We start from the raw sequence: 25,965 nt of genomic DNA on the forward strand, positions 1-25,965 counted from the left end.
CGTTCAGCCCTCGCGCCCGAACCAGTGAAGCGCGGTGCCGTGCGCGCGCAGCCAGCGCCGCGCCGACGACGGATTGCCGCCATATAGCCGTGCCACCTCGTCGTGGAACGCGCGGCTGTGGTTCATGTGCACGCGGTGCGCGACTTCATGCGCGACGGTCGCCCGCCGCACGTCCTCGGGTGCCAGAATCAGCCGCCAGCTGTACCGGATATCGCCCGACGCCGCGCAACTGCCCCAGCGCCCGCGCGGATCGCCGACGGCGACCTGATTGACGGTGATACTATGGGTGTCAGCGAGCGCGCGGGTGTCGGTTTCCAGCACGTCGAGCGCGTAACTCCGCAGGAAGCGTAACACCCGCGCAGACAGTTGTTCGCGTGGACCACCGACCCGCAAAACCTTGTGCTCCTGCGAACGCAGGAGCATTGGCGGCGCGAAATTTCCCACGGTCGGCAGGGCTCCTGCTTCCGCAGGAGCACACAGCCGGGGCGCTCTAGGCAGCGCGGCACTCCAATCGATCCGAACCGGCACGTCACCCAACCCAAACACCATATCCGGCACGATCGGCTGCGCCTGCGGCAAGCGCGCCAGTTCGGCCTCGATCCAGGCGCGCTTGTCCGCTGCCCAGCCCAGCGCGGGCTTGAGCGCGGCGCGCTTGCCGAGCGTCAGCCGGACCGTCGCATCGCGCGGATCGACGCTCAGCTTCATGCCCTTGACCGACGCGCGGCGCACGACCGTCAGCGCGCGGGTCCGCCCGCCGCCACTGAACACCGGCAAAACCGGGTCAGACGATACGGTCGACGAGATGATATTCCAGATCGCCTGCATCGGTCTCGCTGATCGTCCATCCCCGCACCGACATGCCCGCGCGGTGCACGCTTTCGGGGTCGCCCGAGTTCAGATAATGCCATGACGGCAACGGCTTGTCCTCGGCGCGCAACCGGTACGCACAGGTCACCGGCAGCCATTCCAGCTCCTTGAGCTTGGCCGGAGTCAATCGCACGCAATCGGGCACGAACGCGTGGCGGTGGCGATAGTCCGAACAGCGGCCCGAGCGCCGGTCGAGCAGGCGGCAGGCGACATTGGTCGGGAACAGTTCGCCGGTTTCCTCATCCTCCAGCTTGTGCAGGCAGCATTTGCCGCAGCTGTCGCACAGCGCCTCCCACTGGCCACGGTCCAGCTTGTCGAGCGGCGTGTCTTCCCAGAAACGACCGGCCGCCGGGGCGGTTACTTCACCCATTTCGACAGCTCGCCCGCAATGACGTCGGGCTTGGCGTCCTGCGACAACAGCGCCAGCGGCTTGCCGTCCGGGTCCATCAGATAGGCGGCGCGGCTATGATCGACCAGATAATTGGGATTGCCGGGTGCGGGTTTCTGGATCTGGACGACGACCGCATAGGCCCTGGTCGTCGCATCGACCTGCGCCTGTGTCCCGGTCAGCCCGACCAGTGCGGGATCGAACGCGGCGGTAAACGCCTTCAGCGCCTCGGGCGTATCGCGGGCCGGGTCGACGGTGACGAAAATGGGAACGACCCGTGCGCCCCGCGCCGGATCGGCTTTGGCAAACGCCCGGTAGCCCGCGACCAGATGCGCGACATCGACCGGGCAAACATCGGGACAGAACGTATAGCCGAAATACATGATCCGGTATTTTCCCGCGAAATCGCGGTCGGTACGCGTCCGTCCGTTCTGGTCGGTCAGCGCGAACGGCCCGCCGATGCGGGCACCCTCGAGCGGGGCAGGCACCGACGCCGCCTGACATCCGGCCAGCAACAACAGCGCGATTAAAGGGGGACGCAGGTTCATCACCTGCTCAGCCTTGCGTTGTTAGCCACAGCCACGCAAGACGCTTGCCACGTCCTGAAGCTGCATGAACCGGGGTATCATGACCAACCGATCACTGTTTCCCGCCGCTGTCGTCCTCGCGGCGCTCGCCACACCGGTCGCGGTGCACGCGCAATTCTCCGAGAGCTATAACTTCCTGAAGGCGGTCAAGGACCGCGACGGGGCCAAGGTCACCGAATTCCTCAACAAGCCCGGCAGCGGTGCCGTCATCGTCAACACCCGCGACGGATCGACCGGCGAAACCGCGCTGCATATCGTGACGGCGGGACGCGATTCGCTGTGGCTGGGGTTTCTGCTCCAGCGCGGGGCCAATCCCGACATGCGCGACGGCAAGGGCAATACCGCGCTGTTGATCGCAACGCAGCTGGGCTGGACCGACGGCATCCAGACGCTGCTGGCGCGCCGCGCCGGAGTCGATGTCGCAAACGGCAGCGGCGAAACGCCGCTGATCCGCGCGGTGCAGAACCGCGATCTCGCCAGCGTCCGCATCCTGCTCGCGGCGGGTGCCAATCCGAACAAGCCCGACAATGCCGCAGGCCTTTCGGCAAAGGCCTATGCCGCGCGCGATCCGCGTTCGGCGATGATCCTGAAGGAGATCATGGAGGCCAAACCGGTCGTCGCGAAACCGGTGCAAGGGCCGCGCTAGAGCGTCGTTCCTGACCGGAATTGGGGACTGTCCCCGTCGGGGACTGTCCCTTGCCAAGGTACGGAAGGCCGTCAGTGACGACCGTCAGTGCGCGCTCATTGCGGCGGCCGATCCCTTCGCTTTCGGGGCGAGCCACACGATCCCGGCTGCGACCATGAACACGGCAAAGGCGTAGAAGAACACCTGCACTGCGCCGACCGTCGCCGACTGGGCATCGACCAGCCGGTCGAGCACCGCCCGCGCCTGATCGCTGCTCATGCCCTTCGCCATCAGCGAATTCATCGTCGCATCGGCGCCGTTGAGCCGTCCGACCATGTCCGAACGGCTGACGCGGCTGGCATTGTCCCAGGCGGTCGTCGCCATTGCCGTGCCGACCGCGCCGCACAAGGTCCGGACGAAACTCATGATTCCGGCTGCAGAGGTCGTCTCCGACGGCTTGACCGCTGCCAGCGCCAACGCGGTCAGGCCGATGAAGAAGAACGGCATGCCGATGCCCTGCAACAACTGCGGCATCGCCAATTGCCAGAAGTCCGAGTCGGTCGTCCATCCCGCGCGCAGCAGCGACATCGCGGCGAGCCAGCTGATCCCGGCACATACCGAGATCCGCAGATCGATCTTGCCGACCAGCCGCGCGGCAAACGGCGCCATGATGACGGCGAACACCCCGACGAACGCGGTCGCATAGCCGGCTTCGGTCGCCGAATAGCCGACCACCTGTTGCAGCCATAACGGTGTCAGCACCACCGAGGCGAAGAACGCGCCGAAGCCCAGCGCCACCGCCACCGTACCGATCGTGAAGCCGAGATGGCGAAAGACCCGGATATCGACGATCGGGTTCGCCTCGCCCAGTTCCCAGATGACGAACGCGGCAAAGCCGATGACCGCCGTCACAGCCATGGCAATGACGAAACTGCTCCGGAACCAGTCGTTCTCGCGGCCGGTATCGAGCATCAGCTGGAACGCGCCGACCCAGACCACCAGCAGGATCAGGCCGACAATGTCGATTCCCGTTCGTGCCGTCGGTGTTTCGAACGGTTTGACCATGCGGTGGGCGATGAAGATGCAGAAACCGACGATCGGCAGGTTGATGAAAAAGATCCACGGCCACGACCAGTTGTCGCTGATCGTGCCGCCCAGAATCGGTCCGGCAATCGGCGCGCACACCGTCGTCATCGCCCAAAGCCCCATTGCGGCGGCCGTCATGTGTTTCGGAAAAATCCGGATCAGCAGCGCCTGGGTCAGCGGCATCAACGGCCCGCCCGACAATCCCTGAAGGATACGGAACACGACCAGCGTTTCGAGGCTGCGCGAGACGCCGCACAGAAAGGAGAACAGCCCGAATCCGATCAACGACAGCATGAACCAGCGCACCGTGCCGAACCGCGCCGCGAGCCAGCCGGTAAGCGGCACGCTGATCGCGTCGGCCACCGAATAGCTGGTAATCACCCAGGTGCCCTGCGTCGGCGAGATCGCCAGCCCGCCCGCGATATGCGGCACCGAGACATTGGCGATCGTCACGTCGAGAACGACAACGAAATTGGCGAGCGCCAGCGCGAAACCGGCCAGATAGAGCTTCCAGCCGGAAAGCGGCTGCACCTCGTCGAGCGCCGCGCTCACAATTACTTGCCGCGCGTGTCGATGGTCGCGGTCATCGTGAGGCCGACGCGCAAGGGGTGCGCGCGCACCTCGTCCGGGTCGAGCGAGACGCGCACCGGCAGGCGCTGGACGACCTTCACCCAGTTGCCGGTGGCATTCTGCGCCGGAATCAGCGCGAACGCCGCGCCGGTGCCGCCCGAGAACCCGGCGACCTTGCCATGGAAAACGACGCTGCTGCCATAGAAGTCGGAGGTGAGCTCGACCGGCATACCGACCCTGACGCGGCGCAGCTGACTCTCCTTGAAATTCGCGTCGACGAAGGCGCGCGCGACGGGAACGATCGTCATGATCGGCACCCCTGCCGCGATGCGCTGGCCGATCTGGACCTGACGGTTGGTGACCACTCCGTCGATGGGCGCGCGGATGACCGTGCGCTCGAGATTGAGCCGGGCCGCATCGAGCCGCGCCCGCGCTGCCGCCACATCGGGTGCGGTCGATATGCTGGTGCCGCGGATTAGGGCTTCGGTCGCGATTAGGTCGCTGTCTGCAGAAAGGCTCGTGGCCTGCGCCGAGGCGACGCCCGCACCCGCCAGATCGCGGCTGGCGCGCGCAGTGGCAAAAGCGGCACGCGCGGCGCTCAATTCATCGGCAGATACCGCACCGCTGCCAGCCAGCGCCTCGCGCCGCGCGAGTTCGACGCGTGCGCGCTCATATCCGGCATTGGCTTCGGCAACCCGTGCCCGGGCCTGCGCGATATCGGCCCCGCGCGAGGCGAGTTTCGCGCGTGCCGAGCCGACCTGCGCCGCCGCCTGTCCGTAACGCTGCTGCGCCTGAAATAGTGCCGCCTCTGCCGTCGCGACATCGACTTTGGCATCGGCCGGGTCGAGGACGACCAGCACATCGCCCTTCCGCACTATCTGGGTGCCGCCGACGCGGACTTCGGCGACCGGGCCGGAGATCAGCGCCGTGACCTGCGCGGTGTCCGCGCCGACATAGGCATTGTCGGTTTCGACCCGCCCCGCCTGCGTCAGATAATACCACACGCCCCAGACCAACGCCGCCACGACGACGGCAATGCCGAGCATCCGCAGCAACCGCGCGCGTTTGCTGGGTTCGATCACCGCAGGTGTTTCGGCGACAATCATGTCATTGGGGGAAGCGTCGGCCATTACTTGGCTCCTGAAGCAAGTCGGGTGTCGCGATATCCGCCGCCGAGCGCGCGGATGAGCGCGATGTCGAGCGCGGTGCGGCGGCTTTCGGCGTCGGCGACCGCACGGCGGACGCCGACCAGCGTGTCGTCGGCGGTCAGCACGGGGAGCTGGTTCGACAGCCCGCCCGTATAGCGCAGCCGCGCGATCCGTGCGGCATCGGTGGCCGATGCCAGCGCACCGCGCAGCGCGGCCACGCGCGCATCGGCAGCATTACGGCTCGTCACCGCATCGGCGGTTTCGCGCAGCGCGGTGACGAGCGTCGCATCGTAGCGCGCCACAGCCGCATCATAATCCGCCCGCGCGCCGCGATAGCGCCCCTGAATCCGTCCCGCGTCGAGCACCGGCAGGCTGACCGCCAGCCCGCCATTGCCGTAGCTCGATCCCCCATCGAACAATTGCCCGAGGCCGAGCGATTGCAGGCCGACCAGCGCGGTCAGATTGAGATTGGGATAGAAATCGGCGCGCGCGACCTTGATCCGGTCGCCCGCCGCCTCGGCCCGCAGCCGTGCCGCGACCAGATCGGGCCGCCGCCCGACCAGATCGATCCCGGCACCTGCGGGCACCCCCACCGGCACCGCGCGCAGCACCGGGCGCGAGATCGTCCGCCCCCGGTCCGGCCCTGCCCCCACCAGCGCCGCCAGCCGGTTCTGTGTGAGCGCGATCGCTTCGTCGAGCGCCAGCACGTCTGCACGGGCTTGGGGCACCCGCGCCTCGGCCTGCGCCTGCCCGCCGCGCGTCTCGCTGCCGACCTGCACCCGCTGCGCGGTCAGCCGCGCCGTCGCCGTCCGCACCTCGAACGCCGCCGCCGCCGCGTCGCGCTGTTCGTGATACATCGCCAGATCGGCATAGGCCGCCGCGATTCCCGTCGTCAGCAGCAACCGCGCCTGCGCCGCATCGACCGCTGCCGCGACCGCCTCGCCCCGCGCGGCTTTCAGCGCCGCCCGGTTCTTGCCCCACAGATCGAGGTTGAAGCTCAGCGCCGCCGTCAGCCGCCCGTTGTCGATGACTCCCTTGGGCACGAACGCGGGCGGAATGCCGGTATTCTCGCTCTGCTTGATACCGCCGACCGCGCCGTCGATAGCCAGACTCGGCCCCAGCGCCGCCCCTGCCTGCTGCGCCAGCGCCTCGGCACTGCGCACCCGCGCCGCCGCCAGCACCACATCGGGAGATCCGCTAAGCCCCTCGGCAACCAGCGTATCGAGCTGCGCGTCGCCGAAGCCCGTCCACCAGCGATCCACTGGCCAGTCGACGGCGCTCGCAGGCAGCGACTGCGCCGACGCGAACGACCCCGCGCTGCGCGGCACCGGCGCTGAGCCGAGCTGCGGCACCGGCGCGCACGCCGCCAGCAGCACGGGGACAATCAGGGCAAAACGAGCATTCATGCAAGCGACTCGAAAAGGGGCGTACCGCGCGGTATCGTCGCTGCGATGCCCCAGCCGAAACCAGTTGTCAATTGCAATGATACCATCTAGTATCACAAATATGTCATCCGAAGCTGCCCTCGCCGAAGCACCGCCGTCCGCGCACGACGAATTGCGCGACGCCAAGCGTGCCGCCATCGTCGCCACCGCGCGCGCGGCGTTTTTCGCGCAGGGCTATGGCGCGACCTCGATGTCGTCGATCGCGGCGACCGTCGGCGGGTCGAAAACCACGCTCTGGTCGCATTTCCGCAGCAAGGAAGAGCTGTTCGCCGCCGTCGTCGACGACATCGTCGAGCGTTATGGCACCGCGCTGTCGATCGAACTCCCGCCCGGGGCACCGGTCGCGCCCACGCTCGAAATCTTTGCGTCGGCGCTGATGGCGACGATCTTGTCCGCGCCGATTATCGATCTCCACCGCGTCGTCACCGGCGAGGCGGGGCGCTTTCCCGAGCTGGCCGCCCTGTTCTGGGAGCGCGGCCCCAAACGCGGCAAGGCGCGGCTCGCCGCCTATTTCGCCGCCGCCATGGCCGACGGGCGGCTCCGCGCGGGCGACCCGATGCGCGCCGCGCTGCAATTCGTCGCGCTGTGCCAGGCCGAAAGCTTCCAGCCCGTCATCCTCGCCATGGGCCCCGCCCCCGACGCCGAAACCATCGCCCGCGAGGTCACGGTAGCGGTGGAATCGTTCCTGAAAATATGGGCTGAGCGCGCCGAGCACTAAAGCGGGGATTGCGTAGCAATCGTCGCTTTAGGCGAAGAGCCGCGCGAATGCCCGGCCAGCGCGCGGCAGCGCGACTGACGACGCGGGCTTTGCCCGCGGCCCGGCAAAATAGTGCTGTCCTACAGCAATCGTTTCTGGTTTGTTCCGGCATTTCCCGCCGGAGAGACCAGCGACCATGCAGGACCGCACCCCCAATGCCCCCAACCACGGCGAGCCGTTGCCCGACTTCGCCGCCGTTCCCCGCAAATACCGTCATGACGGCTGGACGCCCGAGCGCCAGCGCGCGTTCATCGCCGCGCTCGCCGACACCGGCAGCGTCAGCCGCGCCTGCCGCCAGGTCAACATGTCACCCGAGGGCGCCTATTACCTCCGCCGCCAGCCCGGTGCCGAGGGGTTCCGCCGCGCGTGGGAAGCCGCGCTCGACTTCGGCGTCCAGCGCCTGAAGGACATTGCCTTCGAACGCGCGATCGAGGGGCAGCTCGTCCCGGTCTTCGTCGCGGGCAAGCTGATGGGGTTCCGTCGCAAGAAGAACGACCGCCTGCTGATGTTCTGCCTGCGCATGAACGCGCGCAGCGAAGACGGCCGCCGCCTGTCCGCCAGCTATTTCGACCCCGCCGCTGACCGGCTGAGCGGGAACCCCGCGAGCTACACCGTCCCGCTCCCCACCCGCGCCGAAAAGGACGATGCCAACGCCGCCATCCTCCAGCATTTCGACCCCGTCCAGATGACCCTCCCCGAAATCGAGGCAATGCAGAAAATGCTGGCCGACGCCGCCGCCCAGCACCACGCGACGCTCCCCAAAGACGACCCCGGCCCCGCCTTCCTCAGCGTCGGCGCAAAGTCGGACCCCTATATCGGCGAACTCGAAAAGCTGATCCCCGACGACGAGGATTTCGTGGAGTACAACGAGGACGAGCCCGACTGGCGCGATGTGGGGGTGGGGGAGGATTAGCCTGCGGTGGCCTGACGTTCGGCGACCAATGCGATAAAATCGGCAATCTGCCACAACCATTGCCGCTGCTGCGGCTGGTAGCTGGAATGCAACGCTTGCGGGACGACGAGTTGCAGGTCGTGCGCGCGCATCTGGTCAGTCTGCGCGGGTGAAATGCCCGGTTCGATCGTGACAAGGTGCTTCGACGTGATCCGGTCTGCCTCTGGCAAGACCTGTCGCCAGCGCTCCTTGCACACCGATTTGGCCGCCAGCATCGTCAGGGCGTCGACCGGAAACGCCGGATCAGCATAGGCCGCTTGCCCGGGAAAGATGAAATCGGGCTTGTTGCCACGCTCTGTCCGCCCCGGATGAGCGCAGCTCAGGCCATGACAATCGAACAGGGCGGCAAGATGATGCTCAAAGGATAGCCCCATTCGCGATTTGCGGCGGTTTTGAACGGTCAGTGAGAAAGACAGAAATCCGTCAACATCGACTTCCGAGCCACTCATGAAGCCCTGTTCAATCCGTTCCCGGACAACATTCCTTTCGAGCCGTCGAAACATGGCCTCCTCATGATCGAGCCAAGCCATGAGCGCGAGGTCAGGGGACGCAAAGGCATCCACTTCCGGAAGCGTGTCGCGAGCGAGTTTTGAGAAAATTGCAGTTGTTGGAAGCGTGGTGCCAAACTGGGCAATGATTGAATCTAGAGAGTTGGCATTTGGATCTTCGTACTCGACCCCGATCTCATCCAAAATCAACCGCGCTGCAAAATCGAGACCTCCGCCCTCGCTACCTTCAAATTCAGCGGCAACAAAGCGCAAGCCGGGCTGGTGCTCGAAGCCAAATAGCCACAGAAGCTGGCTCAGGATTTCACTGCTTTGTGGCACGACGATAAAGATCAGATGGTTGTCTGATCGCTTGGCTACAAAGAGGGTATCACCCTCTCTCATAAGCGCGGTGACTGCGTTAGTGTCGTAGTAGATCCGCCATTCCGCCCCTCGATGAGGCTGATTCAGACGAGAATCATACATCGTCGCAGAACCGTACTCGGGCAGCGACTCCTGCTCACCCGACAGCCAAATGTACGAAGCTTCAAATTTGTGCTGCCTTGCGCCAAGGAAGCGTCGCATTTTTTCCGTCGTGCCGAACTCGTGTTGATGTGATCGGCTAGGATCAGTCTCTACGGCGCTCAACGTCTTGACAGCAACGCCCTCAAAGTAATCGGAGAGATGTCCTCGCTTCATTGCCCTGCAATTTCTAGTTCCGGTTCCGCACTTCGTAACCATACTGACGCGATGTCCAGCACCTTGTCGATTGGCAATTTGCCAGGCCCTTTCAACGCACACTCCCAAATCGTCCCGACACGCCAACCAGACGACCTCAACAGAGCACGGTTGGCTACGTCTCGCGCAACATTCGCGTGGATCTTGTCGGTCCAGAATTGTGTCCGAGATTTCGGCCATTTGAAGAGGCGGCACAGATGCCCATGCCAGAAACAGCCGTTCACAAACACAACCACTCGATAGCGCGGTAATACAAGATCAGGTCGCCCCGGAAGCGCCCCGACATGAAGTCGAAATCTGAACCCCCGCCGATGCAACCCTCGCCGAATGATGATTTCGGGCCGGGTATTCTTGCTTCGAATTCCCGCCATCATCCGGCTGCGCGTTGCAGAGGAAACGACGTCAGCCACCCCGAGCGGTCGCCGTCTTGCCTTCCTTGGCAGCCAGCGCACTGACGATATGCGGCGCCATGAGCAGGGCTACGGCTCTCACGACCGGCACGACGACAGCATTGCCAAACTGGCGATATGCCTGGGTATCAGAAACGGGAATACGGAAATCGCTCCCCGTCGAGGTGTCAAACCCCATCAGGCGCGCGCATTCTCTCGGGGTCAGACGACGTGGAATTCCGCCGGGTTGGGCGATGAGGCATTCCGAGCCATCCTTGTAATAACGGGCCGAAAGCGTGCGTGACACATCGGTCGGGCCAAACATCGAATAGCCGAACCCGTTACCCGCGCTCTGATGCTTTGCCTTATACTCGCGCAGATAATTCCAGAGGTGCCAGCTCAGCGTATATTTGCGTGAAGGATCGCTTTCGAGAATGTCTCCCAAAACCGGGTTTTGGCCGTCGGGAATCACTAGCTGGCTGAAATCAAAATCGGTATCGTCGCGAAAGCCGACCATAAAAATCCGTTCGCGCTTTTGCGGCACCCACGGCGCTGAACTGATGACCCGGTATTGAACCTTGTAGTCGAGCTCTTCTTCGAGAACATGGCGGATCGTTGCGAAGGTTTTCCCGCCATCATGGCGCTCAAGGTTTTTCACGTTCTCCAGCAGGAAAGCCGAAGGACGATGGTGGGCAATGATCTTGGCAAGATCGTGAAACAGCGTCCCCTGCGTATCGCAAAGAAAACCGTGCGGACGGCCTAGTGAGTTCTTCTTGGAAACGCCTGCGATTGAAAACGGCTGACACGGGAAACCAGCCAGCAGCACGTCATGCGACGGCACTCTCGCCGGATCAGCGGCATAGGGTCGAATATCGCCAGCGAATTCGTGATCGCCATGCTCATCGGCGAAATTCGCCGCATATGTTTCACGTGCAAAGCGATCCCATTCAGCGGTGAAGACACAGCGACCGCCAATCTCTTCGAACGGCTTTCGCAAGCCGCCGATCCCGGCGAACAGGTCGATAAAGCGAAATGCAGCCGGCTTCGCTGACACAGGCACCGAGGGGCGAAAATCGCCGACCAGCTTCAGTGACTGCGTAACCTGAGGCGGCGGGGACGTCTCACCGGTTTCCCACGAATGGGCCACTTCGGGAAGCGCGGCAAATTCGCTAATCACGTCGGCAAGGTCCAATCCAGCTCTTTGGCGAAGAGCGGCGAAGCTCATTCCCATTGCGCCTCCTTACCCTAGCTCTGCAATTTGCCGAGAGCCAGGGAGAACGTAGACGGAACAAGAGCGATTGTCACGTCACAAAATTGCTGGTAAAAATGTCCTATGACAGACACGGCGATTGTCCGGATAGAAGGTGACGACGAGGGTGCCTTCATCACCTTCCCGGAAGGGTTTCCTCTGCCCTTTGGTGCCGACGAAGATGTGGAAATCGAACAGATCGGAAACGAATATCACATTACCCGAGCCAGCAATGTAGCCGGTCGTAGGAAATATCGGGCGAAGTTCGGTCTGCCTCCCGGCGATTAGCTCCGCCTCACTCCTCCCCCATCCTCAACGCAGCGATAAACGCCTCCTGCGGGATGCTCACGCTTCCGTACTCGCGCATCCGCGCCTTGCCCTTCTTCTGCTTTTCGAGCAGCTTTTTCTTGCGGCTCGCATCGCCGCCATAGCATTTGGCGGTCACGTCCTTTCGCATCGCGCTGATCGTTTCGCGGGCGATCACCTTGCCGCCGATTGCCGCCTGGATCGGGATTTTGAACAAGTGGCGCGGGATGAGTTCCTTCAGCCGCTCGACCATGCCGCGGCCGCGCACCTCGGCGGTGCCACGGTGGACGATCATGCTGAGCGCGTCGACCGGCTCCTCGTTGACGAGGATGCCCATTTTGACGAGGTCGCCCTCGCGGTGGCCGGTCTGGTGATAGTCGAAGCTGGCATAGCCCTTCGACATCGATTTCAGCCGGTCGTAAAAATCGAACACGACTTCGTTGAGCGGCAATTCATAGGTCACCTGCGCGCGGCCGCCGACGTACGTCAGGTTCTTCTGGATGCCGCGCCGGTCCTGACAGAGTTTCAGCACGCTGCCGAGATATTCGTCGGGGACATAGATCGTCGCCTCGATCCACGGCTCCTCGATCATCGCGATCCGGTTCGGCTCGGGCATGTCGGCCGGGTTGTGCAGCTCGATCGTCTCGTCGCTGTGCGCGATATGGACTTTGTACACGACGCTGGGCGCGGTCGTGATGAGGTCGAGGTCGTATTCGCGGGTCAGCCGTTCCTGGATGATCTCGAGATGGAGGAGCCCGAGGAAGCCGCAGCGGAAGCCAAAGCCGAGCGCGGCGCTGCTTTCGGTCTCGAAGCTGAACGACGCGTCATTGAGGCGCAGTTTGCTGATGCTTTCGCGCAGCTTGTCGAAGTCGGCGGCGTCGACCGGGAACAGGCCGCAGAACACCACCGGCTGGACTTCCTTGAAGCCGGGGAGCGGCTCGGCGGCGCGGCGCTTCACATCGGTAATCGTGTCGCCGACGCGGGTCTGCGCGACTTCCTTGATCTGCGCGGTGATGAACCCGATTTCGCCCGCGGCGATTTCGGTGAGGATTTCCATTTTCGGCCGCATGCAGCCAACGCGATCCACGAGGTGCTTGGTCCCCGCCGCCATGAAGACGATTTCCTGCCCCTTGCGGATCACGCCGTCGATGACGCGGATGAGGATGACGACGCCGAGATAAGGGTCGTACCAGCTGTCGACGAGCATCGCCTTGAGCGGCGCGTCGCGGTCGCCCTTCGGCGCGGGGATGCGTTCGATGACGGCGTCGAGCACGTCCTCGATGCCGATGCCCGATTTGGCGCTGGTGAGGATGGCGTTGCTGGCGTCGAGGCCGATGATCTCCTCGATTTCCTTGCGGACCATCTCGGGCTCGGCGGCGGGCAGATCTATCTTATTGATAACGGGGACAATTTCATGGTCCTGCTCGATCGACTGATAGACGTTGGCGAGCGTCTGCGCCTCGACCCCCTGCGCCGCGTCCACCACGAGCAGCGCGCCTTCGCACGCGGCAAGGCTGCGGCTGACCTCATAGGCGAAGTCGACGTGCCCCGGCGTGTCCATCAGGTTGAGCTCGTAGCCCTTCCAGTCGAGGCGCACGGTCTGCGCCTTGATGGTGATGCCGCGTTCCTTCTCGATGTCCATGTTATCAAGGACTTGCGCCGACATTTCGCGCGCGGTCAGCCCGCCGGTCGTCTGGATCAGCCGGTCGGCGAGCGTCGACTTGCCATGGTCGATATGGGCGATGATGCTGAAGTTGCGGATCTTGTCGAGCGGGGTCATCCGCCGCGCCTAGCCGAGCGCACGGCATGCGCCAAGTCAGTCGGCGTTGGTCACGCTGTAGCGCCGCAGTTCGTCGGGCGTCAGGCAGCGGCGGGTCGACTGGTCCGGCCCTTTTCCCCGCACCGCCTTTTGCCGGTACATCACCTCGGTCAGCAACTTGCGCGACACGCCCATGCGGATCAGGAAGGCGTTGTCCTCGCTGGCGAGAAGTGCCGAACTCTGTTCGACTTCCGCAATCCCCTGCACCGCCTTGTCATAGCTCTGCGTCATCGCCTCGGCACGGACGCCACCATCGGCGGTGATCGTGAACATATGGACCATGAAGACCCCGCCGGGATCGACCGACCGCACCGCGCCGCCCATGAACACGAAATTGCAGGCACTGAAACAGGTCCAGCCTGCCGGAATCCGCGTCGCCGCCATTTCCTTGCGGATGAGCGCCCCCGCCTGATTGCCCGCAAGCGCATCGCCACCCGGCGAGCGCAGCCGGATTTCCTCGATCGGCTTGTATCGCTTGAACGCGGCAGCCAGCCGTGCCGGAAGTCCGGGATCGACGGCCCCTTCAGCAAACAGGACACGCCGACCGCCGTCCTGTCGAAAGCTCAGCTTCATCGTCTCGTTCGTCGACCAGTTCGGATCGACAGGGCAGGTCGGGTTGCGCTTGTCCGCCGCGCCTACGAGCAGCGCCGCAGCGCCCGCCATCGCCAGCCACCTGATCACGACGCTGCCTTGTAGCCGGTTTCCCCAGGCTTGCGGCATAGCCGCCGCGTCACCTTCACCTCTTCGCCCGCGACCAGTGCGACGTCACGCACCATGATGCAGGTCGATCCGTCGGTCAGCTCATCGCGCCGCGCCACCGTCGAGCTGCCACTGACGCCAGTGTTGTTTGCGCTCACCCATTTGACGGTCTCGCCGGGCTTTCCACGGCACACCGCAATTGTCGTCGCCGCCTGCGCCTGCCGTCGCTCGTCACGGTCAAGCCGTCGCCCGATGCTGTCGCTGACCGATCCGGCCAGTTTCGCGAGCTTGTCGAGGCCCGAAATCCCTAGCCGTCCGAGCTTGCTGTCGGCGACCGAGTCGAACCGGCTGCCCAGCAGCATCGACCCGAACAGCTTCACTTTCGACGAATCGCAGACCATTGTCTCAGCGGGCGCCTCGGCAGGCGGCGCAGCGACGAGCGACGCCGGCGCGGCACACCCCAGCAACGCCAACAGCAACCCTGCGCGACAGTGTCCGATCATGCCCGACCGCCTTCCCAAACGCAGTGCCAGCTTAAGAAGCGCGAAGGTGCCGGTCAAACCGGCGATCCTGCTGCAATGACGGGCAATTCCGCAACCGCGTACCATTCCCGCTGGCGAAGGCAGTACGGCGCTGCTATCAGGGCGCTTCGAAACGGGGTCGCACGTCGTTTCATGGGCTGTACCGCCATGCCGGACGCCCATGCGTTGAGGGGAACATCATGCGTCGAATGATCTTGGGCGTCGCCGTTGCCGCGCTCGCTGCCACACCTGCCCTGGCCCAGACCGACATGTCATCGTCGGGCCGCACGTACAAGGACGGAACGACCAAGGGCGCGTCGTCCGCGCGCCGCGATCAGGAGCGCGCCGAGCGCGCAATTCCGACCTGCACCAAGCGGCTCGGCACCATCGCCATCGTCGAACCCGACAACCAGTGGTGGCGCGAATATAACCTCGGCAGCCCCGAGGCGATCATCAAGGTGTTCGTCCAGCAGTCGGGCTGCTTCGGCCTCGTCAACCGCGGTCGCAGCATGCAGAGCCGGGCGATGGAGCGTGCGATGGCCGATCAAGGCGAGCTGCAGGGCGGATCGAACCTCGGCAAGGGCCAGGTCAAGGCCGCCGACTATTTCCTCGAGCCCAATATCGTGACGGCCAACCGTAACTCGGGCGGCGGCGGCGCGGGGGCCGTACTCGGCGGCATCGGCGGCATGTTCGGCGGCTTCGGCCGTGCGGTCGGTGCGATCGCGGGCGGCATCAACGTCAAGAAGGGCGAGGCGACGGTCACGCTGTCAGTGGTCAACGCACGCACGACCGAAGAGGAAGCGCTGACCCAGGGCTATGCCCGCAAGACCGACTGGAGCTGGGGCGCGGGCGGCGGCGGCTTTGCCGGCGGCGCATTCGGCGGCGCAGCGGGCGGCGGTTATCAGGATTCGGCCATCGGTCAGGTGATCCTGCTCGCCTATCTCGACGCCTATACCAAGCTGGTTACGCAACTCGGCGGCCTGCCAAGCAATGCGGCGGCAGCGGCACCGACGGCGAAGTAAAGCGGCTGCTAGCATCGGACTTGGCGGGTCGCTAAGGCGCCTGCCATGTCCGCCACGCTCAAGGTCGCTTCCTGGAACATCAACTCGGTCCGCTTTCGCCGCGAGATCGTCGAGCGGTTTCTGCGCGAAGAAGCGCCCGATGTGCTGTGCCTGCAGGAGACCAAGGCGCGCGACGGGGACTTTCCGCACGACCTGTTCGCGCCGCTCGGCTATATGCACCGCGCGATCTGCGGCCAGCCGATGCACCACGGCGTGGCGACGCTGTCGCGCATCCCCTTTACCGACGACCTGCGCCACGACTGGCAGGACAATGGCGAGGCGCGGCATATCGGGATCATGCTGACCGAGGGAGCGTTTGCGGGCCTGAGGATCGAGAATGTCTATGTCCCCGCCGGTGGCGACATTCCCGACCGCACGCTCAACCCCAAATTCGGGCAGAAGCTCGATTTCGTCGAGCGGATGACGCGCTGGTCCGAAGGGGTCCGCGACCGCACGCTGATCGTCGGTGATTTCAATATTGCCCCGCTCGAAAGCGATGTGTGGAGCCACAAGGCGCTGCTCGACGTCGTCAGCCATACGCCCATCGAAGTCGCGGCGCTCGACAGGTTGCAGGCGGCGGGCAACTGGACCGACCTCGGGCGCAGGTTCGTGCCCGCACCGGCGCGGCTCTACACCTGGTGGAGCTACCGCGCGAAAGACTGGGCGGCATCGGACCGCGGACGTCGGCTCGACCATATGTGGGCAACGGCGGACGTTGCGGCGCAGGCCGTCGCGCACAAAGTCCACGAACCCTGCCGCAGCTGGGACAAGCCGTCGGACCACGTTCCGCTGGTGACCGAGTTCGCCGCTTGAGCGATCCCAGGTCCGCAGCCCGCGCTATCGACGCGCTGCGCCGGGGCTGGCCGGTGGCGGTCGGCGCGCTGAAGCTGCTCGCCATCGAAACGGCCGACAGCGCGCGGCTGGCGGCTTTCGATCCGGACGGACAGGCGTATATCCTGCTCGCCGGGTCTCGCGCCGCAACGCTGAAACTGGCGAACCAGCTGGCCGCAGCCGACAGTACGGCCCCTGTTACCGTCGCGCGGACGCCGTGGCTCGACCTGCCTGCCGCGCGCGCGCTCGCCGATCCGGCGACGGATCTCGCCAATCCGTTTCAGGGGCCGTTCCGCGCCTTGCCGCTCGTCGATCCGGCAGCAGCGCAGACCGCGCTCGAACTGGCGCGGCTTGCCGGAATCCTGCCGGCATTCTTCGTGGCGACCGAAGGACCGGCGGACGTCACGACGACCAGCGCGGATGTTGCCGCCTATGATAGCGCCGACCGGCTGGCGATCGTCGCACGGGCGCGCCTGCCGGTCGAAGCGAACGACGCCGCCGAAATTATCGCATTCCGCAGCCCCGAGACGATTTCGGAGCACGTCGCGCTGATCCTCGGCTCGCCGGACGGCTCGCCGCCGCTCGTGCGGCTGCACAGCGAGTGCCTGACCGGCGATGTGCTCGGCAGCCTGAAATGCGACTGCGGCCCGCAATTGCGCGTGGCGCTTAGCGAAATCGTCCGCAGCGGCTGGGGAATCCTGCTCTACCTGAGGCAGGAAGGGCGCGGCATCGGCCTGATCAACAAGCTGCGCGCGTACCAGTTGCAGGATCAGGGGTATGACACGGTCGACGCCAACTTGCGGCTCGGCTTTGCCGTCGATGCCCGCGATTTCGGGGTTGCCGCACGGATGCTCACATTGCTCGGGCAAGACAAGGTGCGGCTGCTGACCAACAATCCGGCCAAGGTCGCGGGCCTCGAAGCGCATGGCATCGCCGTGATCGAACGCGTCGCGCACCGGCTGCCCGCCAATCCGCACAACGAACACTATCTGGCCACCAAGCGCGACCGCACGGGGCACCAGCTGTAGAGCCTAGAGCGCGAACCGTGCACTGACGCGGACGTCGCGACCGGCAAGCGGCGCAAAGTCCTTCAGAAAGCTCGCATGGCGGCGCGCCTCGGCGTTGAAGATGTTGCTGGCCGACAGCACGACGCTCGTCCGGTTGCCTTTGCCGAGCGGGTGCCAGGCCAGACTGGCATTGACCATCGTATAGCCCCTGGTCGGGGTTTCGAAGGCGGCGACGCGGTTCTGGTCGGCGGTCCATTCGACTTCGGCGCGCGCATCGATCCGGTCCGACTGCGCCTCCAGCCCGCCGAGCAGGCGCAATGGGGGGATGCGCGGGACGGGGCCACCACCCGATACGGTCGCGCGGGTATAATCGCCGACGCCGTCGAGATTGATCGCATAGTCGCCGAGCTGGGCGAGCTTGACCGACGCCTCGCCCTCGAAGCCGTAATAGGTTGCCGAAGCCTGGTTGAACTGGAACACCGGCAGGTCGTCCTGCACCGCGCCGGTCTGAACCTCGTAAATATAGTTGTCGAACCAGTTGTGATAGGCGGCGAGCGAGAAGCTGTAGCCAGTGCCTTCGCCGCGCAAGGTCGCCTCGATACCGTTGCTGGTTTCCTTCCTGAAATTCGGATTGCCGATCTCGAAGGCCTGGGTGCCCGCGTGCGGGCCATTAGGGAAGAGCTCCTCGGCCCCCGGCGCGCGTTCGGTGTGCGATCCCGACAGGCCGATCTTCAAACTCGAACTCAGAGCATAGCTGGCACCGAGCGAGCCTGAAAAGGCATCGAAGCTGCGGATATATGCAGGATTACCCAGCCTGGCACTGGCGTCGGCCTGGATTTTTGTGTGCTCGTAGCGCGCGCCGAGTTCGGCCTTGAACGGCCCCAGATCGAACGATTGCAGCGTGAACAGGCCCGTCTGGTTGGTGGTGTTTTTTGGGACGAACGCTTCGTCGCCGATCACATCGAAGTCGCGAATGGCGACCTGGATGCCGCTCGCCCCCTGCCACGCGCCGCGCTTGGCCTGGACGAATTCCAGACGTCCTTCCCAGCCCTTGTTGAGGAAGGTCGTGCCGATGGCCCCAGTGTCGTCGATCTCCGAATGCTTGTAATCGGCAAAGCTGCCGCGGAAGCGGATCTTGTCGAGGAAGGCACCACCGATATTCACTTCGGCACGCCCGTCGACGCGGGTCTGCTGGACCGCGAGCCGGACCTGTTCGGTCTCGATAGCGGGATCGAGCGAATAGCGCGGCGGCACGCCGTAGAGGCTGTCGTAATGGCTGACATTGAAGCCCAGATTGCCGCCGTCGGTGATCAGCGCCGCGCCTGCGCCGACGTCCCAAGTTCGTGCGGCACTATTGGGCAATTTGCCGCGCAACGATGCCAGGCCGCGAATATCGGCATCGGGGTTGGCAAGCGCCTGGGCCCGCAATGCCGGCGACAGGATGAACCCGCCGGTGTCGAGGTTGCCGGTCTTGGCGTAGCTGCCATCGACATGGAAAACGAGCTTGCCCGCAACGGGCACGTCGATGGTGCCGCTCGCCGAACGTTCTTCCGATGCCGATCCGTAACTGGCGATGCCGTCTATGTGCACGACCTCGTCAGGCACCTTGCGCGGGATGCGGCTGTCGATAACGTTGACGACACCGCCGATGGCCGACGAGCCGAACAACAGCGCAGCGGGGCCGCGGAGCACTTCGATACGGTCGGCAGTCAGCTGGTTGATGACGACGGCGTGATCGACGCTGGTGTTCGACACATCGATGCTGCCGATACCGTCGGTCAGCACGCGGACACGCTCGCCCTGGAACCCGCGCAGGATCGGGCGCGAGGCGTTGGGGCCGAACGAGGTCGCCGATACCCCGGGCTGGTGCGCCAGCGTGTCGCCGATGGTGGGGCGAAGGTCGCGCATGAGTTCGGTGCCGGTAACAACCGATGTCCCCGACAACACATCGGCCCGGTCGCGCTCGAACGGGGCAGTGACAATGATTTCGACGGGGGTTTCGGCGTGATTCGCGGGCGGCGTATCCTCGGCCACCGCGGGCGCGGCGAACGCGACAAGAGCAGCAGAGGCGAGCAGGGCGGATTTACGCATGGAAACTCCTGGAAATGCTGCACCGCCCCTAAACTTGATGATACATCGTATCAAGTGTGTAATGTACGCGGTCGGACGGCTGAAACGCACGTCCGACCGCATAGGACTGGGGAGCAGCTATTTTCCCTTGGGCGCCTTCGCTGCAATCGCTTCGATCTCGATCAGGAAATTGGGTCCGGCGAGCGCAGCGACCTGCACCGTCGAGCGCGCAACCAGATTGGGGTTTTCCGCCGTCCCGAAAAACTCCTTATAGCCGGCGTTGAAGCCCATGAAATCCATTTTGCCGCCAAGCTTCGGATCGCCGGCGACAAACACCGTCAGCTTGACGATGTCGGACATCGAATAGCCGAGCTTGGCGAGCGCCGCCTTGATCTTGTTGAACGTGCTTATCGTCTGCGTTTTGGTGTCGCCATAATCCTCCATCGTTGCGGTCTTGCCCTCGACGATCGGATTGGCGAGCTGGCCGCTGAGCAGTACGGTTTCGGCACCCGGAGGGATGGTGACGCCGCCCAGGATGAGCGCGGGTGGCGGGTTAGTGTGGCGCACGATCGGTGCGGCGAGCGCCGACGTGCCGCACAAGGCGGTCGCAGCCAGGACAGATAATTTGAACAACGAAGTCATTGCCTTCTCTCCTATGATCGAAAAGGGGGCGGACCCTGCGGCCCGCCCCGGTCGTCGCGGCACAAGTCGGAACTTGAAGTTCACCCGGCCATAATAATAGCCACCGTTGATCCCATAGGGGCTGAACGTCAGCGGCGCGTCGAGCACATTGCCACTTGATGCCCGGCTGTGTTGGTTCGTTCCTGCGAAACCACCGGAAAGTATCGGTTCTGTCCTCCTGTCTCAGGCCGCGAGGCGGCTCGGTTCGGTCGGCGCGCGGGCGCTGACCTGTTTGGCGAGTGCGGCAACGGCGGCATGGGCGGACTGGATGCCGCCCTCTTGCCAGCCGGGCGTCTGGCTGAGCGCGGCGCTGGCAAAGAACACGCGGCCGTCGGGCTGGCACAGCAATTTGAATTCGGCGCTGTCGTTGTGCGATTCCTGCGGTCCCTGCTGGTTCGGATTCCAGTTCGGCCAGGGGCCGAGGCTGTAGGGCACTTTCTTCCAGTTGACCGCGAGCGGATTGACGCAATCCTTGCCGTGGCCGGGATGTGCTTTGTCGATCGCGGCGCGCGCCATCGCGATCTGTTCGGCGATCGGGCGCTTGACGAACTTCGCACCCGCCGCGCCCGAGCTATAGCAACCGAGGATCATGCCGCGTTCGCTGTGCAGACCCCAGGACGGATACCAGATCAGCGACGTCTCGCCGCCAACGAAGCTGATCCCGCCATAGATTTGCTCGCGTTCCCAAAAGCGCGGGGCTTCGAATGCGACCTTGTTGGAATTGTCATAGACCACGCTGGCGATGGCGGTCGCGACCGGTTTGGCGAAATTGCTGTCGATCTTTGCCAGTACCGGGAAGGGGATGGTGCAGACGCAATAATCGGCCTTGAGCGTGCGGCTCGCCCCGCTCGCCTTGTCGAGGAAGACGATCTCGACACCCTTGGAATCGTGGCGGATGCGCTGGACTTCGGCCCCCCGGATCGCGCGGCGCTTCAGATTGCGTTCGATGCCGACGCTGATCTGGTCCATGCCGCCGACCGGCTGGAACATCGTCGCCTGCATGTAGAGCTGGTCTTCGAACAAGGTGGAACGGAGCTGGTCGTTGGCGAGCAAAGTGCCCAGCCGTGTAGGTTCGGGCGGCTCTTCGAAGGTCAGCACCCCGGGTGCCTTGCCGAAGCCCGACCTGACGGTGCCCTTGAAATTCCCCTTCTCGTCGAGATCGCCGTAGAAGTTGAGGAACGGCAGCAGTTTCGACTTGTCCTCGGGCGTCAGTGCCTGATCGAGCGACCCCTGATTGATCGCTTTCGCCAGCAATTCTGAAATATGACCGCGGGTGTCGTTGATCGCGGTCCGCATCCGCAATTTGTCGCCGTTGTTGGCAACGACATAGGCCGAGCGGCTCGAATTGACCTCGACCTCGAGAGGCACTCCGAACTTGCGCGCATAGCCGAGGATGCCTTGGTGGAAACTGGGCAACCGCGCGGGTCCAGCATTGAAATATACGCCGTCGGAGAATTTGGCGGTCTGGGTTTCCTCACCGATCATCTCGATCTTGTCGCCGTCGCGTACCGTCCATGCACGCCCGCCGACGCGCTGGCGCGCTTCGAGAACGGTCACCGAAAATCCGCGTTCTTCAAGCTCGTGCGCGGCAACAAGTCCCGCGATCCCGGCCCCAAGCACGACGACCGATTTGCCGCCGCCGAACCCTGCACCGGTATCGGGCAGCGGCGCGGCATTCGCGACACCGAACATCCCCATCGCCTGCATCGCACTGGCTGTCGCGGCGACGCCCCCGGTCTTTCCCAGAGCGTCGAGCACTGCGCGGCGTGTAATCATGCAAATCCCCCGATCTCGACCCGTGTGCGATCAGGACATGCTCCCCAGTGCCGTCTTGCTATCGATTGCGGCTAGCGTGCGGTAAAAGGGCCGGAAAATGGCGAATACGGCAATTGTTTATTGCAACGGGCCTAAACTCTGCGCGATTTGTGCGGCAGAACGCCGGTTTTTGACGAATTCATACAAGAAATGGGCAAATAAACGCCGCGTCGCGCGCGATTTTAGCGCCGGGTCAGAATGGCAGGCGGATTGAGGCGATTCGCGACTTGGCGCAGCACGAAACTGCTGCGGATGCGCGCGACGTGCGGCAGGATCGACAGCTCGCGCCGATAAATCGCGTCATAGTCGTTGAACGAGCTGACATGGATAAGCAGCAGGAAGTCGGTGTCGCCCGAGACGAAGCCGCAATAGGAGATGGCCGTGCTTTTGAGCACCTCGCGCTCGAAATCGACGAGCACGTTTTCTGCCTGGGAGGTCAATTCGACCGAGACCACCACGACACCACTGAACCCCAGCCGCGAAGGGTCGAGGCGCACCTCGTACCCAGAAATAACCCCCGCTTCCTCCATCGACTTTCGCCGCCGCGCGACCGAGCTGCTCGACAGGTTGATGCGCTCGCCGATCGACACGTCGGAGGCACGGGCATCGTCAGACAAGGCGGAAATGATTCGATAGTCGGCGTCATCCAGCAGGACCGCGCGAGATTCCTTCATGAAAACCCCTTTTCATGCCAGAATTCAGCGCAAACTCCCCTTAATTCTTCTTATTCTGCTCAACACGCGCAAGGCTTTCTTGCTAGCTTGCATTTGTCAAGACGGCTGCCGCGTTCTGGGGAGGACGCGCCGGATGGCCAAGGACACAATGAGGATCCCGAGCAAGGCGAACTGCCAGCCAAGGGGGACTTCATGGCCATTTCACATCGCGCGCTGCTTGCCGGACTCGGTATCGTTTGGGCCGCGCCGGGTCTCGCCCAGCAGGCACCGGTTCCGGTCCCTGAAACAGCAGAGACGGAAACCGCCGAAGCGGGCGGCGAAATCGTTGTTACCGGTACGCGCATCGTCCGCGACGGGTATAGCGCGCCGACCCCGGTCAGCGTCATCAGCACCAAGGAACTCCAGGCCGAAGCTCCGGCCAACATCTCCGATTTCGTCAACACGCTGCCCGCCGTGCGTGGCAGCGGGACGGCGGCGACCAGCAACGGATCGTTGAGCAACGGCGCTGCCGGAATCAATACCGTCAATCTCCGCAATCTGGGTGCCCAGCGCACATTGGTGCTGTTCGACGGACAGCGCTCGGTCGCCTCTGCCACAACCGGCACGGTCGACGTTAACACCTTCCCTCAAGCGCTGATCGAACGGGTCGAAGTCGTAACCGGCGGAGCGTCTTCGGCCTATGGATCGGATGCGGTGTCAGGCGTCGTCAACTTCATCCTCGACAAGAAATTTACGGGGCTGAAGGGCGAATATGAATACGGGGTCACGACCTATGGCGATGGCGCCAATCACAAGATTTCGGTGACGGGCGGCCTGCCGTTCGCCGGGGGCAAGGGCCATATCCTGCTCAGCGGCGAGGTGTTTACGCAAAAGGGCATCCAGACGATCAACCGTGCGTGGAACAACTCGGGGTTCTTCCAGATCGACAATCCTGCCTATGTCGCGGCAAGCTGCACCGACGCGCTGGCCTCGACAATCTGCTATCCGGCGCGCCTCATCTAGGCCGGCATCGGCACGAGCCAGTTCACGCCGGGCGGCCTCATCAGCACCGGGCCGTTCCGGGGCACCTATTTCGGGACGATCGACCCGTCGACCGGGCGGGCCACGGTCAACCAGCTCGCCTTCGGTCCGACCAACGGCCAGTGGATGGTCGGCGGCGACTACAACATCACCAGCGCGGGCCACCGGGGGAGCGCGACGCTCCTCCCGGCGGAGAAGCGGTCGAGTGTGTTCGGACGATTGAGTTACGAATTTTCGCCTGCCTTCGAACTCTATGGCCAGTTCGCGTACAGCACATACCGCGGCCAGAGCTATTACCAGCAGACGCCGACGACCGGCACCACGATCCAGGTCGCGCCGACGACGGCCAACGGCAACCTTATCAACGCCTATCTGCCCGCCGCGTTCATCGCCAGCGTCAACGCCTATAACGCCAGCCAGCCGACAGCGGCAACCAGGGTTTCGACGGTCGCACTGGGCACCAGCAATATCGACATCCCGCCACAGGGCAGCGACAACACCCGCGAGGTGTATCGCTACGTCATCGGCGGCAGCGGCAAGTTCGAAGCGATCGGGGCCGAATGGAGCTGGGACGCTTATTACCAAAAGGGTATCGTCAAAACCAACGAGTTGCTGACCAATGCGTGGAACCTGGCGCGCATGACACTGGCGACCGATGCGGTGTTCGCGCCTGCCGGGAACGCCATCGGCGTGGCTGCCGGGACCATCGTCTGCCGTTCGACGCTGACCGCGCCGACCAATGGCTGCGTCCCGCTCAACCGGCTCGGTATCGGCGTCGCGAGTCAGGCGGCGATCAATTACGTCTTGTACAATGGCCAGCAGCCGCTTCGCACCCAGTCGCTGACGCAGGATGTGGCCGCGCTTAATTTCTCGACCAACAACCTGTTCAACATCTGGGCGGGGCCGGTCTCGCTCGCCTTCGGCGCGGAGTATCGCAAGGAGGAAGTCGATGGCTTCGTCGATCCGCTGTTCCAGCCGATCGTGGCCAATGGCGTCACCACCGGCACCTGGATTTACGGCAATTACCTGCCGACCAAGGGGCAGTACAACGTCAAGGAAGCGTTCGTGGAAACCGTTGTGCCACTCTTCAAGGGCATGGATTTCAACGGCGCGTTCCGCGTGACCAACTATTCGACATCGGGCACGGTGACGACGTGGAAAGCGGGCCTCACCTGGCAGATGATCGACGACATCAAGCTGCGCGGCACCATTTCACGCGACATCCGCGCGCCGAATCTGGGCGAGTTGTTCGCGCCGGGTGTCGGGCGCACCAACACCGTCAACGTGCCGCTGGCCAACGGCACCGTTCGCGCCGACCAGTTCAACGAATCGACTGTCGGCAATGCGGCGCTCGTGCCCGAAGTGGCCAAGACCTATGGCGCGGGGGTCATCCTGACACCACGTTTCCTGCCGGGATTTGCGCTGTCGGTCGATTATTTCGACATCACGCTGAGTGGTGCCATCTCGTCGCTCACCGCGCAGACGCTGATCGACCAGTGCTATACGCTCAACCTCGCCAGTGCCTGCTCGTTCATTTCGACGACCGGCGGGCGCGGCGTGACGACGCCGGGGCTGCTGGTCACCAGCATCGAGATCAAACCGATCAATTTCGTCAGCATCAAGACGCGCGGCATCGACATCGAGGCGAGCTATCGCAAACAGATCGGCCCGGGCACGCTCGCGCTGCGCGCCCTCGCCTCGAACGCGATCAGCCTGTACACCAACAACGGCGTCGATGTGCCGACCGAGGCGGCGGGCCAGAACGGTGGCGGGCTGCCCAAATGGACCTATCGCGTGTCGGCCGGATACGACTTCGACTCCGGACTCGGCTTTCAGGTCATCGGTCGCGGGGTCAGCAGCGGCGTCTATGACAACAGCTATGTCGTGTGCAGCACCGACTGCCCGGTCTCGACGGTCGCCAATCGCACGGTAAACCAGAACCGGATCGCGGGCACCTTCTACACCGATTTCAACATCAACTATTCGTTCAAGATCGACAATGCGAAGGGACAGGTGTTTCTGGCGGTCAAGAACGTCTTCAACGTCGATCCGGCGCTGGTCGGCAACGGGCCGACCGGCAACAACACGCCCGCCTATCCGCAGACCAACCGGCTGCTCTACGATGTGCTGGGGCGCGTGTTCCGCCTCGGTGTCCGCTTCAGCCTCTAGTCCACC

25 protein-coding genes are annotated in these 25,965 nt (G+C 64.1%); 9 read left to right on the forward strand and 16 right to left on the reverse strand.

The window, feature by feature from the left end; translation table 11 throughout:
* Positions 1 to 3: 3 nt before the first annotated feature.
* The 3 genes from M0209_RS14000 to M0209_RS14010 are packed head-to-tail and all read right to left on the reverse strand — an operon-like array spanning position 4 to position 1,803.
* Positions 4 to 825: a M48 family metallopeptidase gene (locus M0209_RS14000; protein ID WP_258888883.1), complete on the reverse strand. Its 822-nt coding sequence runs from the start codon at positions 823 to 825 to the stop codon at positions 4 to 6.
* Positions 782 to 1,237 carry a YcgN family cysteine cluster protein gene (locus M0209_RS14005; protein WP_258888884.1) on the reverse strand — a complete coding sequence of 152 codons (456 nt, stop codon included), beginning with the start codon at positions 1,235 to 1,237 and terminating at the stop codon, positions 782 to 784. Before M0209_RS14005 ends, M0209_RS14000 begins: the two co-directional genes overlap by 44 nt.
* A complete protein-coding gene (locus M0209_RS14010; protein WP_258888885.1) occupies positions 1,225 to 1,803 on the reverse strand; it encodes an SCO family protein in 579 nt (192 codons plus the stop codon). The genes M0209_RS14005 and M0209_RS14010 overlap by 13 nt, the downstream gene beginning before the upstream one ends.
* Before the next feature lie 79 nt (positions 1,804 to 1,882).
* Here M0209_RS14010 and M0209_RS14015 point away from each other — a divergent pair, with 79 nt between their 5' ends.
* Positions 1,883 to 2,488, forward strand: a complete 606-nt coding sequence (locus tag M0209_RS14015; protein ID WP_258888886.1) for an ankyrin repeat domain-containing protein — start codon at positions 1,883 to 1,885, stop codon at positions 2,486 to 2,488.
* Between the two features lie 84 nt (positions 2,489 to 2,572).
* Here M0209_RS14015 and M0209_RS14020 read toward each other — a convergent pair whose 3' ends face one another.
* The 3 genes from M0209_RS14020 to M0209_RS14030 are packed head-to-tail and all read right to left on the reverse strand — an operon-like array spanning position 2,573 to position 6,677.
* Entirely contained in the window at positions 2,573 to 4,105 is a 1,533-nt protein-coding gene (locus M0209_RS14020) for a DHA2 family efflux MFS transporter permease subunit (RefSeq protein WP_309547068.1), read from the reverse strand.
* Positions 4,106 to 4,107: 2 nt separating this feature from the next.
* A complete protein-coding gene (locus M0209_RS14025; protein WP_258888887.1) occupies positions 4,108 to 5,253 on the reverse strand; it encodes an HlyD family efflux transporter periplasmic adaptor subunit in 1,146 nt (381 codons plus the stop codon).
* On the reverse strand, positions 5,253 to 6,677 hold the full coding sequence (locus tag M0209_RS14030; RefSeq protein WP_258888888.1) for an efflux transporter outer membrane subunit: 1,425 nt from the start codon (positions 6,675 to 6,677) through the stop codon (positions 5,253 to 5,255). Before M0209_RS14030 ends, M0209_RS14025 begins: the two co-directional genes overlap by 1 nt.
* A 100-nt stretch (positions 6,678 to 6,777) precedes the next feature.
* On the opposite strand from M0209_RS14030, the gene M0209_RS14035 reads away from it, so the two are divergent.
* Positions 6,778 to 7,434, forward strand: coding sequence for a TetR/AcrR family transcriptional regulator (locus M0209_RS14035; RefSeq protein ID WP_258888889.1), 657 nt, complete (start codon positions 6,778 to 6,780; stop codon positions 7,432 to 7,434).
* Positions 7,435 to 7,609: 175 nt separating this feature from the next.
* A complete protein-coding gene (locus tag M0209_RS14040) occupies positions 7,610 to 8,386 on the forward strand; it encodes a hypothetical protein (RefSeq protein ID WP_258888890.1) in 777 nt (258 codons plus the stop codon).
* Here the strand turns inward: M0209_RS14040 and M0209_RS14045 are convergent.
* Genes M0209_RS14045 through dcm form a run of 3 tightly spaced genes read right to left on the reverse strand, consistent with a single transcriptional unit; the run spans position 8,383 to position 11,268 of the window.
* Positions 8,383 to 9,609, reverse strand: a complete 1,227-nt coding sequence (locus M0209_RS14045) for a type II restriction endonuclease (protein WP_258888891.1) — start codon at positions 9,607 to 9,609, stop codon at positions 8,383 to 8,385. The genes M0209_RS14040 and M0209_RS14045 overlap by 4 nt on opposite strands.
* Entirely contained in the window at positions 9,606 to 10,022 is a 417-nt protein-coding gene (locus tag M0209_RS14050) for a very short patch repair endonuclease (protein WP_309547088.1), read from the reverse strand. The genes M0209_RS14045 and M0209_RS14050 overlap by 4 nt, the downstream gene beginning before the upstream one ends.
* Before the next feature lie 28 nt (positions 10,023 to 10,050).
* Positions 10,051 to 11,268: a DNA (cytosine-5-)-methyltransferase gene (gene dcm / locus M0209_RS14055; protein ID WP_258888893.1), complete on the reverse strand. Its 1,218-nt coding sequence runs from the start codon at positions 11,266 to 11,268 to the stop codon at positions 10,051 to 10,053.
* 102 nt (positions 11,269 to 11,370) lie between these two features.
* Between dcm and M0209_RS14060 the strand changes: the two genes are divergently transcribed.
* Positions 11,371 to 11,574, forward strand: a complete 204-nt coding sequence (locus M0209_RS14060; protein WP_258888894.1) for a hypothetical protein — start codon at positions 11,371 to 11,373, stop codon at positions 11,572 to 11,574.
* 7 nt (positions 11,575 to 11,581) lie between these two features.
* Here the strand turns inward: M0209_RS14060 and lepA are convergent, their stop codons facing one another.
* From lepA to M0209_RS14075, 3 genes are read right to left on the reverse strand one after another with little or no spacing between them, the layout of a single operon-like run.
* The gene (gene lepA, locus M0209_RS14065; RefSeq protein ID WP_258888895.1) at positions 11,582 to 13,372 is read right to left on the reverse strand and encodes a translation elongation factor 4; all 1,791 of its coding nucleotides are present in this window, start codon (positions 13,370 to 13,372) and stop codon (positions 11,582 to 11,584) included.
* Between the two features lie 36 nt (positions 13,373 to 13,408).
* A complete protein-coding gene (locus M0209_RS14070; RefSeq protein WP_258888896.1) occupies positions 13,409 to 14,092 on the reverse strand; it encodes a hypothetical protein in 684 nt (227 codons plus the stop codon).
* Positions 14,089 to 14,613 (reverse strand): hypothetical protein, encoded by a 525-nt coding sequence (locus M0209_RS14075; RefSeq protein ID WP_258888897.1) that lies wholly within the window; start codon positions 14,611 to 14,613, stop codon positions 14,089 to 14,091. The genes M0209_RS14070 and M0209_RS14075 overlap by 4 nt, the downstream gene beginning before the upstream one ends.
* Positions 14,614 to 14,831: 218 nt before the next feature.
* Between M0209_RS14075 and M0209_RS14080 the strand changes: the two genes are divergently transcribed.
* From M0209_RS14080 to ribA, 3 genes are read left to right on the forward strand one after another with little or no spacing between them, the layout of a single operon-like run.
* Complete coding sequence (locus M0209_RS14080) at positions 14,832 to 15,653, forward strand: CsgG/HfaB family protein (protein ID WP_408988207.1); 822 nt, start codon at positions 14,832 to 14,834, stop codon at positions 15,651 to 15,653.
* 45 nt (positions 15,654 to 15,698) lie between these two features.
* Entirely contained in the window at positions 15,699 to 16,505 is an 807-nt protein-coding gene (locus M0209_RS14085; RefSeq protein WP_258888898.1) for an exodeoxyribonuclease III, read from the forward strand.
* Positions 16,502 to 17,551, forward strand: a complete 1,050-nt coding sequence (gene ribA, locus M0209_RS14090; RefSeq protein ID WP_258888899.1) for a GTP cyclohydrolase II — start codon at positions 16,502 to 16,504, stop codon at positions 17,549 to 17,551. Before M0209_RS14085 ends, ribA begins: the two co-directional genes overlap by 4 nt.
* 3 nt (positions 17,552 to 17,554) lie before the next feature.
* Here the strand turns inward: ribA and M0209_RS14095 are convergent, their stop codons facing one another.
* The 4 genes from M0209_RS14095 to M0209_RS14110 form a co-directional block, all read right to left on the reverse strand.
* Positions 17,555 to 19,621, reverse strand: coding sequence for a TonB-dependent receptor (locus M0209_RS14095; protein ID WP_258888901.1), 2,067 nt, complete (start codon positions 19,619 to 19,621; stop codon positions 17,555 to 17,557).
* A 117-nt stretch (positions 19,622 to 19,738) separates the two neighbouring features.
* Positions 19,739 to 20,242, reverse strand: coding sequence for a RidA family protein (locus M0209_RS14100; RefSeq protein ID WP_258888902.1), 504 nt, complete (start codon positions 20,240 to 20,242; stop codon positions 19,739 to 19,741).
* Positions 20,243 to 20,464: 222 nt separating this feature from the next.
* The gene (locus M0209_RS14105; RefSeq protein ID WP_258888904.1) at positions 20,465 to 22,057 is read right to left on the reverse strand and encodes an FAD-dependent oxidoreductase; all 1,593 of its coding nucleotides are present in this window, start codon (positions 22,055 to 22,057) and stop codon (positions 20,465 to 20,467) included.
* 221 nt (positions 22,058 to 22,278) lie between these two features.
* Entirely contained in the window at positions 22,279 to 22,770 is a 492-nt protein-coding gene (locus M0209_RS14110) for an Lrp/AsnC family transcriptional regulator (protein WP_258888906.1), read from the reverse strand.
* A gap of 192 nt (positions 22,771 to 22,962) precedes the next feature.
* Here M0209_RS14110 and M0209_RS14115 point away from each other — a divergent pair, with 192 nt between their 5' ends.
* Both M0209_RS14115 and M0209_RS14120 read left to right on the forward strand, forming a co-directional pair.
* Positions 22,963 to 23,772, forward strand: coding sequence for a TonB-dependent siderophore receptor (locus M0209_RS14115; RefSeq protein WP_258888907.1), 810 nt, complete (start codon positions 22,963 to 22,965; stop codon positions 23,770 to 23,772).
* Between the two features lie 144 nt (positions 23,773 to 23,916).
* Complete coding sequence (locus M0209_RS14120; protein WP_258888908.1) at positions 23,917 to 25,959, forward strand: TonB-dependent receptor; 2,043 nt, start codon at positions 23,917 to 23,919, stop codon at positions 25,957 to 25,959.
* The last annotated feature ends 6 nt before the right edge of the window (positions 25,960 to 25,965 follow it).

Origin of the sequence: Sphingomonas sp. SUN039 (assembly GCF_024758725.1) — a bacterium.
Lineage (GTDB): Bacteria > Pseudomonadota > Alphaproteobacteria > Sphingomonadales > Sphingomonadaceae > Sphingomonas_O.